The 12,053-nt window shown below is 76.2% G+C and carries 9 protein-coding genes; 6 read left to right on the forward strand and 3 right to left on the reverse strand.

Going from position 1 to position 12,053, the window contains the following annotated elements; genetic code table 11:
• The first annotated feature begins 82 nt into the window (after window positions 1-82).
• Both ACZ5WK_RS23840 and ACZ5WK_RS23845 read left to right on the forward strand, forming a co-directional pair.
• Window positions 83-1,051 (forward strand): helix-turn-helix domain-containing protein, encoded by a 969-nt coding sequence (locus ACZ5WK_RS23840; RefSeq protein ID WP_465549844.1) that lies wholly within the window; start codon window positions 83-85, stop codon window positions 1,049-1,051.
• A 96-nt stretch (window positions 1,052-1,147) separates the two neighbouring features.
• Window positions 1,148-1,501 (forward strand): VOC family protein, encoded by a 354-nt coding sequence (locus ACZ5WK_RS23845; RefSeq protein WP_465549846.1) that lies wholly within the window; start codon window positions 1,148-1,150, stop codon window positions 1,499-1,501.
• 61 nt (window positions 1,502-1,562) lie between these two features.
• Here the strand turns inward: ACZ5WK_RS23845 and ACZ5WK_RS23850 are convergent, their stop codons facing one another.
• The 3 genes from ACZ5WK_RS23850 to ACZ5WK_RS23860 all read right to left on the reverse strand — a co-directional run bounded on the left by ACZ5WK_RS23850 (window position 1,563) and on the right by ACZ5WK_RS23860 (window position 5,262).
• Window positions 1,563-3,071: a carboxyl transferase domain-containing protein gene (locus ACZ5WK_RS23850; protein WP_465549848.1), complete on the reverse strand. Its 1,509-nt coding sequence runs from the start codon at window positions 3,069-3,071 to the stop codon at window positions 1,563-1,565.
• Between the two features lie 188 nt (window positions 3,072-3,259).
• The gene (locus ACZ5WK_RS23855) at window positions 3,260-4,045 is read right to left on the reverse strand and encodes a sirohydrochlorin chelatase (protein WP_465549850.1); all 786 of its coding nucleotides are present in this window, start codon (window positions 4,043-4,045) and stop codon (window positions 3,260-3,262) included.
• Between the two features lie 68 nt (window positions 4,046-4,113).
• On the reverse strand, window positions 4,114-5,262 hold the full coding sequence (locus ACZ5WK_RS23860) for a uroporphyrinogen-III synthase (protein WP_465549852.1): 1,149 nt from the start codon (window positions 5,260-5,262) through the stop codon (window positions 4,114-4,116).
• Window positions 5,263-5,454: 192 nt separating this feature from the next.
• Between ACZ5WK_RS23860 and ACZ5WK_RS23865 the strand changes: the two genes are divergently transcribed.
• From ACZ5WK_RS23865 to nirD, 4 genes are all read left to right on the forward strand, one after another.
• Window positions 5,455-7,554, forward strand: coding sequence for a molybdopterin oxidoreductase family protein (locus ACZ5WK_RS23865; RefSeq protein ID WP_465549854.1), 2,100 nt, complete (start codon window positions 5,455-5,457; stop codon window positions 7,552-7,554).
• The gene (locus ACZ5WK_RS23870; RefSeq protein WP_465549856.1) at window positions 7,551-8,759 is read left to right on the forward strand and encodes an NAD(P)/FAD-dependent oxidoreductase; all 1,209 of its coding nucleotides are present in this window, start codon (window positions 7,551-7,553) and stop codon (window positions 8,757-8,759) included. Before ACZ5WK_RS23865 ends, ACZ5WK_RS23870 begins: the two co-directional genes overlap by 4 nt.
• A 106-nt stretch (window positions 8,760-8,865) precedes the next feature.
• Entirely contained in the window at window positions 8,866-11,472 is a 2,607-nt protein-coding gene (gene nirB / locus ACZ5WK_RS23875; RefSeq protein ID WP_465549858.1) for a nitrite reductase large subunit NirB, read from the forward strand.
• Window positions 11,469-11,843 carry a nitrite reductase small subunit NirD gene (gene nirD, locus ACZ5WK_RS23880; protein WP_396322503.1) on the forward strand — a complete coding sequence of 125 codons (375 nt, stop codon included), beginning with the start codon at window positions 11,469-11,471 and terminating at the stop codon, window positions 11,841-11,843. Before nirB ends, nirD begins: the two co-directional genes overlap by 4 nt.
• The last annotated feature ends 210 nt before the right edge of the window (window positions 11,844-12,053 follow it).

Consider the following 12,053-nt stretch of genomic DNA (forward strand, 5'->3'; position numbering starts at 1 on the left):
GGGCGCCGCCGGCCGGCCAGAACCCTGTTCGACCGTCGGACCGGTGGTCCTGGTACTGCGAGGGCCACCCATACTTGACCGTATGAACGGGGTGGACCGCATCGAGCGCACGGCTGTGACGGACAAGAGGGACGGGACCGGCCGCACGGACGGCGGCAGCACAATCGACGGGACCGAGGGGATCGACGGGGTGGGCGACGCCCGGCGCGCGCTGGGCGGCTTCCTGCGCGCCCGCCGCGGCCGCGTCGCGCCGGAGAACGTCGGGCTCGCCGGGGGCCGCCACCGGCGGGTGCGCGGGCTGCGCCGCGAGGAGCTGGCCCAGCTGGCCGGGATCAGCGTCGACTACTACGTGCGCCTCGAACAGGGCCGGGCCACCCAGCCGTCCCCCGAGGTGCTCGACGCACTCGCCCGGGCGCTCGGCCTCGACGCGGCGGAGCGCGGGCACCTCGCCACCCTGGCCGGGGCCAGGCGCGGCACCGCGCCCCGGGTGACGGCCAGCCCGCTGTTGCAGCGGCTCCTGGACACCATGGCCCCCTTCCCCGCCTTCGCGACCGACCACCGCCTCGACGTGGTGGCGTGGAACAGCCTGGGCGCGGAGCTGATCGGCGGCCTCGCCGACCCGCCCCGCCGCGGCCGCAACAACGCCGGCTTCCTCTTCCTCGACCCGGCCTCCCGCGACGTCCACCCCGACTGGGAGGACCGGGCCCGCGAGGCCGTCGGTCAGCTGAGGGTCGCCGCGGGCCGCTACCCGGACGACCTGGAGCTGGCCGCGCTGATCACCGAACTGTCGGCCCACAGTGCGGACTTCCGGCGGATCTGGGCCACCGGCGAGGTCGTGATGTGCTCGGCCGGGCGCAAGCGGCTGCGCCACCCGGTGACCGGGCCGCTGACCCTGGACTTCGAGACGCTGCACGTGCCGGCCGCGCCCGGCGAGACGGGCCTGGTGGTGCACGTGTTCAGCGCCGGGGAGGGCAGCCCGGAGGCCGCCGCCCTCGACCGGCTGGCCGCGTCCCTCACCGCCGCGCCGGCCCCGGCCGGGCACACTCCCTGACGAGTCCCGCGCGACCGGGCCGGGCCGGGCCGGGGGCGGATGCGGGCGGTGGTGTGGTGCCGGCCCGCCCGGCCGCCGTCCTGGCAGGATGGCGGCATGGAACATGTGCTTGGAATCGGTGGGTACTTCCTGCGGGCCGCCGACCCGGTGTCCCTGAATGCGTGGTACCGCGACTGCCTGGGCCTGGACGCCGATGAGCACGGCCTGTGGCGTCAGGGAGCCGGGCCGACGGTCTTCGCGACATTCGAGTCCGGGACCGACTACTTCGGCCCCCGCTCCCAGCAGACCATGCTCAACTTCCGCGTCCGCGACCTGGACGCGATGCTCGCGCAACTGCGCGCCAAGGGAGCGGACGTCGCCGAAGGGACGCAGGACATGGAGGGGGTCGGTCGATTCGGCTGGGTCACCGATCCCGAGGGCAACCGGGTCGAGTTGTGGCAGCCCGCCTGACCTCGCCCTCACCGCAGCACTGACTCGCGTCGGCCCGCCCCGACCCCGCCCGGGGAACTCGTCAGCCCAGGACGTCCCCCAGCCGGCGGTGCCGGGCGGCGCGGGTGGCGAGGCGCTGCGGCTCCGGGGTGGCGGTGAGGGCACCGAGCGCGGCGCCGATCGCCTGCCCGAGCCGGTCGCAGAAGGCGGCCGGCTCCTCGGCGGCGTCCGGCCGCTCGGGCACGACGGTGTCGACCAGGCCGACGTCCGCCAGGTCGTAGGCGCCGATGCCCTGCGAGCGGGCCAGTTCGGGCGCGTGCGCGCCGTCGCGGTGGACGATCGCCGAGGCGCCCTCGGGCGGCAGCGGGGCGAGCCAGGCACGTTCGGCGGCGAGCACCCGGTCGGCGGGCAGCAGGGCGAGCGCGCCGCCGCCCGAACCCTGGCCGAGCAGCACCGCGAGGACGGGTGTGCGCAGGGCGAGCAGGGTGGTGAGGCAGTGCGCGATCTCGATGGCGATGCCGTCCAGCTCGGCCTGGGCGGAGAGTTCGGCGCCGGCCGTGTCGACCACCGTGACCAGCGGCAGCCCGAGCTGTTCGGCGAGGCGGGCGCTGCGGCGGACGGCGCGCAGGTCGGCCGCGGTGAACGGGCGTTCCCGGCCCGGCTCCTGCCGCTGCTGCCCGATCACCAGCGCGGGCCGGCCGTTCAGCACGGCGAGCGCGCGCACCAGCGCACCGTCCCGGCCGCCGGGGGCGTCCAGCAGGACCAGCTCCTCGGCGGTGCGGCGCAGCAGCTCACGCGCGCCCGGCCGGTCGGGCCGGCGGGTGCTGCGCACGGCCTCCCAGGCGTCGGGGCGGACCGCGGGGCCGGTGGGCCGGGCGTCCGTCCGGGCGTCGCCGGGCGCGGGCGTCGGCTCGAGGGTGAGCACGGCCAGTGAGCGCCGCAGGACCTCGCGCAGCTCCTCCGGTGGGACCACCGCGTCCACCAGGCCGCGCCCGGCCAGCGTCTCGGCACGCTGCACGTCGGCGGGCAGCTCCACGCCGCGCAGTTCCTCGTACACCCGGGGTCCGAGGAACCCCAGCCGGGCGCCCGGTTCGGCGAAGACCAGCTGCCCGAGCGTCCCCCAGGAGGCGAACACGCCGCCCATGGTGGGGTTGCGCAGGTAGGTGAGGTAGGGGAGGCCGGCCGCGCGGTGGGCCTGGACGGCGGCGGTGATCCGCAGCATGCAGAGGAAGGCCGCCGAACCCTCCTGCATCCGCGTCCCGCCCGAGACCGGCAGGGCGACCAGCGGCAGCCGTTCGGCGGTCGCCCGCTCCACGGCCCGGGTGATCCGCTCGGCCGTGGCCACCCCGATCGACCCGCCGAGGAACCCGAACTCGGAGGCCACCAGCGCGACTGCCCGGCCGCCGATCAGTCCGGCTCCGGTGACGACCGCCTCGTCCGTGCCGGTCCGCTCCCGCGCCCGGGCCAGCGCGGCCCGGTAGCCGGCCTCGGCGGGCTCCGGGCCGAGTGGCTCGTCCCAGCTCCGGAAGGTGCCGGAATCGACCAGCAGGCCCAGCAGTTGACGAGCCGTCAGAGAAGTTCCCGTACCCAACGTCCACCCCGTCACCCGAGCGCCACCCGCACCGACAAGATCCACCCTACGCAGCGGCGGCGGGCCCGTCCCGGTCCGACGTGCGGATGTGAGCAGGCCGACAGGCTCGGGGAGCCGGCAAGCCCGTCGCAGCCCGCGCGGGCCTCCGGCACGCCCCGAGGGACCGGCCCGATCGCCCGGCCCCGGCCTCAGCCGCGGGCGATCGCCGGCTCCGGTCGCCGCCGGGCCGCGTCGTCGTACGTCCGGTCCTCGCATGCCCGGTCGTCGTACGCCGGGTCGTCGCGTGCCAGGTCGAGGCATGCGCGGTCGTAGCGGGCGGCGACCAGGCGGGCGAGGGTGTCGTGGGCGCCGAGCGGGGCGCTGGTCCAGCGGGCGGCGGTGCCGGCGGCGCGGTCGGCGAAGAAGCCGGGGCCGAGGAGGTGGGTGGCGACGGCGACGTGCTGGTGGCCCTCGGCGTGCAGGGCCTCGACGGCCTCGCGCGGCGTCGGGCGGGCGGCGGACAGGTAGGCGGGGACGACGGGCCGGCCGTCGGCGAGGCGCGCGGCGAGCAGGCGGGCCATCCGGCGGGTGTCGGTGACGGCCGCCGGGTCGGAGGAGCCGGCCGCGGCGAGCACCACCGGGCCGGCGCCCGCGGGCCGCCCGCTCTCGTCGAGCCGGTCGGCGAGCACGGAGGCCAGCAGCGGGTCGGGGCCCAGCGCGGGGGCGAGCCGGACGTGCGGCGGCCGGGCGGGGGCCAGCGCGCCGGGGATGTCGACCCGCAGGTGGTAGCCGGTGCCGAGCAGCAGCGGCACGAGGACGGCCGGCCGGTCGTCGCGGAGCCGGGCCAGTGCCTGGGGGAGCGAGGGCGTGGCGAGGTCCAGGAAGCAGCAGCGGACGTCCAGTCCGGGCCGCTGTGCGCGCACCCGTTCCAGCAGCGCCCTGGTCGTGGCGACCCCGGCCGGGTCCCGGCTGCCGTGCGCGACGGCGAGCAGCACCGGACGGTCACCCCGCCCCGGGCCCGCGCCCGGAGGCGCCCCCGGCCCCGGCCGCACGCCGGCGCCCATCAGCCCGCCGCCAGGCGGTAGCCGCGCTTGGGCACCGTCCGGATCAGCCCGCCGTGCGGTCCGAGCGCCGCCCGCAGCCGCCCGACCGCCGCCTCGACGGCGTGCTCGTCCGCCGTGGCGTCGGCCCAGGCGGTGCGGAGCAGTTCGGCGCGGCTGAGTACGCGGCCCGGCCGCTCGGCGAGGGCGCGCAGTACGGCGGCGCCGCGCGGGCTGAGCCAGTGGCTCCGGCCGTCGACCAGTACGGCGTTGCCCTGGAGGGTCAGCACCCGCCCGGCGAGGGCCACCTCCTGTCGGCCCCTCCCGGGCAGCGCCTCGGCGAGCAGGCGGACCAGCGAGCCGAGCCGGCCGCGTTCGGGGAAGACCACGGGCAGGCCGAGTTCGGCGAACGGCCGGGCGCAGAGCGCGCCGACGCAGACCGGCAGGACGTCCCCGCGCAGCGCGTCCAGCAGGGGTCCGCGCAGGCCCTCGGCGGTGGCGGTCTCCATGAACGCGGTGACCGCCGGGGCGCTGGTGAAGGTGAGCGCGTGGACCTGGCGCCGGACGGTCTGCTCGACCAGCCGCCGCACCGGTGCCGGGTCGTCCGGCGGCTCCCAGCGGTAGACGGGGACGGAGATCACCTCGGCGCCGCGCTCGCGCAGGGCGGCCGCGAAGGCGTCCAGCCGGATGCCGTGCTCCTGGACGGCGATCCGGCGGCCGGCCAGCGGGCGGGCCAGCAGCCAGGTGAGCAGCTCGTCGGTGGCCTCGGAGTCGGGCGAGAAGCCCTCGCCGAGGCCGCTGGCCCGGACCGCACCGGTGGCCTTGGGGCCGCGGCTGAGCACCACCGCGTCCCGGCAGGCGTCGGCGAGGGCGGCGCCCCGGCCCCAGCCCTCGGCGGCGCTCATCCAGCCGCGCCAGCCGACGCCGGTGGTGGCGACCACGTAGTCGAGCGGCGCCGCGAGACAGCGTTCGGTGGCCTGACGCAGGGCCAGGTCGTCGGCGAGCGGGGTGATCCGCAGGACCGGCGCCTCGACCACCTGGGCGCCGCGCCGGGTGAGCAGGGCGACCAGTTCGTCGCGGCGGCGCGCGGCGGTGACCCCGATGCTGAAGCCGGTGAGGGGGCCCGGCTGTGCAGGGGGACGCGGACCGGCGGGTGTGGGGGAGGGTGCCATGGCCGCAAGGGTGCGGTGGCCGCGTTACGCGGGGATTGCCCGCCCGTCACCTGCGCGTTAGCGAATCCGCCCGTCCGGTTACGACTGATGTCCGGCCGCGCACCCCGGTCCGGCGAGGGCGTGAGCGAGGCGTACCGCGCGCGCAACACGGGGGACCCGGCGGCGAAACGATCACCGGTCAGATTCGTCGCCATGACGACGACCACCGACACCCACTGCCCGTACTGCTCGCTGCAGTGCGGCATGCGGCTGCGCACCGGAGCTCAGGTGGGTGCGGCCCGGGCCGAGGTGCTGGAGCGGCCGGACTTCCCCGTCAACCGTGGCGCGCTCTGCGGCAAGGGCCGTTCGGCGCCCGCCCTGCTGGCGCGGGACGTCCGGCTGACCGGGCCGCTGCTGCGCGACCGGCCGGGCGGGCCGCTGCGGTCGGCGGGCTGGGCGGAGGCGCTGGACCGCGTGGCCGAGGGCCTGGCCGCGGTCCGCGAGCGCCACGGGGCGGACGCCGTCGGGGTGTTCGGCGGCGGCGGGCTGACCAACGAGAAGGCCTACCAGCTGGGCAAGTTCGCCCGGGTCGTGCTGCGCACCGCCAACATCGACTACAACGGCCGGTTCTGCATGTCCTCGGCGGCGGCCGCGCACCGCAGGGCGTTCGGACTGGACCGCGGACTGCCGTTCCCACTGGAGGACATCCCGCACACCGACTGCCTGATCCTGGTCGGCGGCAACCCGGCCGAGACGATGCCGCCGGCGCTCCGCTACTTCCGCGAACTCCGGGAGAACGGCGGCACGTTGATCGTGGTCGACCCGCGCCGCACCCGGACGGCGGACGAGGCGGACCTGCACCTCCAGCCCCGGCCCGGCGGGGACCTCGCGCTGGCGCTCGGCCTGCTCCACCTGGTGATCGCGGACGGCCGGGTCGACGAGGAGTTCGTCGCCGCCCGCACCACCGGCTTCGACCGGGCCCGGGCCGCCGCGATGGCGCACTGGCCGGACCGGGTGGAGCGGCTCACCGGCGTCCCGGTGGCGCAACTGCGCACCGCCGCCGAGCTGTTCGGCGGGGCGGCGACCGGCATGGTGCTGACCGCCCGCGGCCCGGAGCAGCAGAGCAAGGGGACGGACACCGTCGGCGCCTGGATCGACCTCTGCCTGGCCACCGGCAAGGCCGGCCGGCCCCGCTCCGGCTACGGCTGCCTGACCGGCCAGGGCAACGGCCAGGGCGGTCGCGAGCACGGCCAGAAGGCCGACCAGCTCCCCGGCTACCGCTCGATCGAGGATCCGGCGGCCCGGGCCCACGTGGCCGGCGTCTGGGGCGTGGACCCGGCGGCGCTGCCCGGCGCGGGCCGCTCCGCGTACGAGCTGCTGGACGGGCTCGGGCGGCCCGGCGGCGCCCGGGCGCTGCTGCTGATGGGCTCCAACCCGGTGGTCTCCGCGCCGAACGCCGCCCACGTGACGGCCCGGCTGCGCGCCCTGGACCTGCTGGTCGTCGCCGACCCGGTGCTCTCCGAGACCGCCCGGCTGGCGGACGTGGTGCTCCCGGTCACCCAGTGGGCCGAGGAGGACGGCACCACCACCAACCTGGAGGGCCGGGTCATCCTCCGCCGCCGTGCGCTGGACCCGCCCGACGGCGTACGCGGCGAGCTCTGGGTCATGCGCGAACTCGCCGCCCGCCTCGGCGTGGTGGACGGCTTCCCGGCCGAGGCCGAGCCGGTCTTCGAGGAGCTGCGCCGCGCGTCGGCCGGCGGGGACGCCGACTACGCGGGCATCAGCTACCGGAGGATCGCGGCGCAGGACGGCGTCTTCTGGCCCTGCCCGGACGAGGCGCACCCGGGCACGCCGCGGCTCTTCCTCGACCGGTTCGCCACCCCCGACGGCCGCGCCCGGTTCGCCGGCGTCACCCACCGCCCGGCGGCGGAGGAGCCGGACAGCGACTACCCGCTGTACCTGACCACCGGCCGGGTGCTCGCCCAGTACCAGAGCGGCGCGCAGACCCGGCGGGTGCCGGAGCTGAACGCCGCCGCGCCGGGCCCCTTCGTGGAGCTGCACCCGCGGCTGGCCGCCCGCCTCGCCGTCGCGGAGGGCGAGCTGGTCACGGTGGTCAGCCGGCGCGGCCGCGCGGTGGCGCCGGCCCGCGTCACCGACACCATCCGGCCGGACACCGTCTTCATGCCGTTCCACTGGCCGGGTGCCGGGCGGGCCAACACCCTCACCAACCCGGCGCTCGACCCGGTCTCCCGGATGCCGGAGTTCAAGCTCTGCGCGGTCCGGGTCGAACGGGCCGGGGAGGTGGCGTCATGAGGACCGCGAAGGACCGCAGGATCGCGGTGGTCGGCGGCGGCATGGCCGCGGCCCGCTTCGCCGAGCGCCACACCGCGCTGGGCGGCACCGGCAGGGTCACCGTCTACGGCGCCGAGGCCCGCGCCCCCTACAACCGGGTGCTGCTCGCCGACGTGCTCACCGGCCGCTACGACGCCGAGGCGATCGCGCTGCCGCTGGGCGGGGCCGAACCGCGCCCCGGCTGCGAGGTGGTGGCGCTCGACACCGCGGCCCGCACGCTCGGCCTCGCCGACGGCACCGTGGAACCGTGGGACGACCTGGTGCTCGCCACCGGCTCAAACCCGGTGCTGCCGCCCATTCGCGGCCTGCGCCGCGCGGACGGCCGCGGCCTCACCGAGGGCGTCCACACCCTGCGCAGCCTGGACGACTGCGCCCGGCTGGCCGAGGACGCCGTCGTCGCCCGCCGGGCGGTGGTGATCGGCGGCGGGGTGCTCGGCGTGAGCGCCGCCCGGGCGCTGGCCGTCCTCGGCGTCCCCGTCGAAGTCGTCCACCAGGGGCCCTATCTGATCGAGCGTCAACTCGATGCCGAGGCCGGATCGGTGCTCCGGGCCGGACTGCGTGCGCTCGGGGTCGAGACCTACACCGGCAACCGCGCCCGCGCCCTGCGGGGCGAGGAGCGCGTCACCGGCGTCGAGCTGGCGAGCGGGTACCTCCTGGAGTGCGACCTGGTGGTGCTCGCCTGCGGCACCCGGCCGCGGACCGCGCTCGCGCACGCCGCCGGCGTCCCGGTCGCCACCGGAGTCCTGGTGGACGACCGGCTCGCCACCGCGGTACCCGGCGTGTACGCGATCGGCGACTGCGCCGAACACCGCGAGACCGTCCACGGCCTGGCGCTCCCCGCCTGGGACCAGGCCGACGTGCTGGCGCTCCACCTCTCCGGCGCCGACCCGGACGCCCGCTACACCGGCTCCCGGCCGCCGGCCCGGCTCAGCACCGGCGGCCTGGAGTACGCGGCCTTCGGCGACGTGGACGAGACCCTCGACCCGGGCCTGGACGTGCTGCGGCTCACCGACGCGACCCGGGGCAGCTACAAGAAGCTCGTCCTGCGCGGCGACCGGCTGGTCGGCGCGATCCTGCTCGGCGACCTGTCCGGCGTCGACGGCCTGGCCGAGGCCTGGCAGCGCGACGACCCGCTCACCGGCCACCCCCTCCACCTGCTCACCTGAGCACCCACCCCTTCCACCTGCTCACCTGAGCACCTCCTGCTCACCCGCACACCCACCCCCCTCAACTCCCCACCCGCACGCCCGCACGACCCCGAGGAGTACCGCGATGACATCCCACACGCCCGACCGACCACGGGACCTCGTCCTCGTCGGCCACGGCATGGTAGGCCAGCGCTTCCTGGAGGCCTGGACCGAGCAGCCCGGCGCCGGACGCTGGCGGGTCACCGTGCTCGCCGAGGAGCCGCGCCCCGCGTACGACCGCGTCCACCTCAGCGCGCTGTTCGACGGTCGGACACCCGAGGACCTCGCGCTCTGCCCGCCCGGCTTCCTCGCCGAGCACGGCATCGACCTGCGCCTCGGCGACCCGGTCACCGCCGTGGACCGCGCGGCCCGCACCGTGACCACCCGGTCCGGCCGGGAGGTCCGGTACGACGCCCTGGTGCTGGCCACCGGCTCCGTCCCGTTCGTGCCCCCCGTCCCCGGCAAGGACGCGGCCGGCTGCCACGTCTACCGCACCATCGAGGACCTCGACGCGATCCGCGCCGACGCCGAGCACGCCAGGACCGGCGTGGTGGTCGGCGGCGGCCTGCTCGGCCTGGAGGCCGCGGGCGCCCTGCGGGCCATGGGCGTGGCCACCCACGTGGTCGAGTTCGCGCCCCGCCTGATGGCCGTCCAGGTCGACGACGGCGGCGGCGAAATGCTCCGGCGCAAGATCGAGGACCTCGGTGTCACCGTCCACACCGGCGCCGGCGCCAACGCCGTCGAGACCGCCGCCGACGGCCGGGTCCGCGCGCTCGCCCTCTCCGACGGCCGTGAACTCACCGCCGACCTGGTGGTGTTCTCGGCAGGCGTCCGCCCGCGCGACCAGCTGGCCCGCGACTGCGACCTGCCCGTCGGCCCGCGCGGCGGCATCGTGGTGGACGAGCACTGCCGCACCGCCGACCCGGACGTACTGGCCATCGGCGAGTGCGCCCAGACCGTGGACGGCCGGGTCTACGGCCTGGTGGCGCCCGGCTACCAGATGGCCGAGACCGCCGCCCGCGCGCTGGCCGGCAACCCCGGCCCCGGCTTCACCGGCGCCGACACCTCCACCAAGCTCAAGCTGCTCGGCGTCGACGTGGCCAGCTTCGGCGACCCGCACGGCAGCGCCGAAGGCGCCCTCGACGTGCTGTACAGCGACAGCCGTCTCGGCGTGTACCGCAAGCTCGTGATCGGCGCCGACGGCGCACTTCTCGGCGGTGTCCTGGTCGGCGACACCGAGGCGTACGGCACCCTGCGGCCGCTCGCGGTGGCCGGCAAGCCGCTCACCACGGCGCCCGAACAGCTGGTGCTGCCCGCCGGGTTCGCCGCCGCGGGCCCGATAGCGCTCCCCGACGAGGCGGTGCTCTGCTCCTGCCACAACGTCACCCAGGGCGCCGTCCGCGCGGCCGTCCACGAGCAGGGCTGCGAGAGCGTCGCCGGGGTCAAGAAGTGCACCCGGGCCGGCACCGGCTGCGGCAGCTGCATCAAGCAGCTCACCACCGTCGTCAACGAGGAGCTGGCGGCCACCGGCGTTGCCACCCAGACCGGCCTCTGCGAGCACTTCCCGCAGAGCCGCGCCGAGTTGTACGAGATCGTCAGGGTCACCGGCATCGCCGGCTTCTCCGAACTCCTCGACCGGTACGGCAGCGGCGAAGGCTGCGAGGTCTGCAAGCCGACCGTCGCCTCGATCCTGGCCAGCCTCGGCGGCGGCCACATCCTGGACGGCGAACAGGCCGCGCTCCAGGACTCCAACGACCACTTCCTCGCCAACCTCCAGCGCAACGGCTCCTATTCGGTCGTGCCGCGGGTACCCGGCGGCGAGATCACCCCGGAGGGCCTGATCACCATCGGTGAGATCGCCCGCGACTACGGCCTCTACACCAAGATCACCGGCGGCCAGCGGATCGACCTCTTCGGCGCCGGCGTCGACCAGCTCCCCGGCATCTGGAGCAGGCTGGTGGACGCCGGCTTCGAGTCCGGACACGCCTACGGCAAGGCGCTGCGCACCGTGAAGTCCTGCGTCGGCGAGACCTGGTGCCGGTACGGCGTCCAGGACTCCACCGCCCTCGCGATCGAACTGGAGCTCCGTTACCGGGGGTTGCGCTCCCCGCACAAGCTCAAGTCCGCCGTCTCCGGCTGCGCCCGCGAGTGCGCGGAGGCGCATAGCAAGGACTTCGGCATCATCGCCACCTCGGCCGGCTGGAACCTCTACGTCGGCGGTAATGGCGGCATGACGCCCCGTCACGCCGACCTGCTGGCCGCCGACCTGGACCGCGAGACGCTGATCCGCACCATCGACCGCTACCTGATGTTCTACATCCGCACCGCCGACCGTCTGGAGCGCACCTCGGTCTGGCTGGACCGGCTGGAGGGCGGCCTCGACCACCTGCGCGCCGTGGTGATCGACGACTCGCTCGGCATCGCCGCCGAACTGGACCAGCTGATGGCCAATCACATCGCTGGCTACCAGGACGAATGGGCCGCCACCCTGGCCGACCCCGACCGGCTGCGGCGCTTCTCCTCCTTCGTCAACGCCCCCGGCACCCCCGACCCGGCCGTCACGTTCGTCCCCGAACGCGGCCAGATCCGACCCGCCCGCCCCGGCGAGGACGGGCGCATCCTCACCACCCCCACCCTCGCCCCCACCCCGGTCCTGGTGGCCGGTCCCCGACTGGAGGTGCTCACCCCATGACCGTGGAGATCCACGACGGCACCCGCTGGCAGCCCGTCTGCACCCTCGACGACCTGCAACCCGGACGCGGCGTGGCCGTGTTGCTCGACGGCGCCCAGGTGGCCGTCTTCCGCGACCGCACCGGCGCCCTGCACGCCGTCGACAACCGCGACCCGTTCAGCGGCGCGCACGTCCTCTCCCGCGGCCTGCTCGGCAGCCGCGGCGACCGGCCCACCCTGGCCTCGCCGATGTACAAGCAGGTCTTCGACCTCACCGACGGCCGCTGCCTGGACGAGGACACCGCCCCCGACGGCAGCCCCGCCGTCCTGCGGCTCTGGCCGGTCCGCAGCAGTGACCCCCGCGCCACTTCCCGGACGGAGAACGCGGCATGAGCAACCGAACCATCAAAAGGTGCGCGCGGGCGACTGCCCCCGCCGAGGGAAGCGAGGAGGACGCATGAGCGAGCGGAGCGAGCGAGTCATTGAGGGGTGCGTGTGGGCGAATGCCCCCGCGGAGGGAAGCGAGGGGGACGCATGAGCGAGCGGAGCGAGCGAGTCATTGAGGGGTGCGCGCGGGCGACTGCCCCCGCCGAGGGAAGCGAG

This window comes from Kitasatospora sp. NPDC032757 (genome assembly GCF_055579305.1).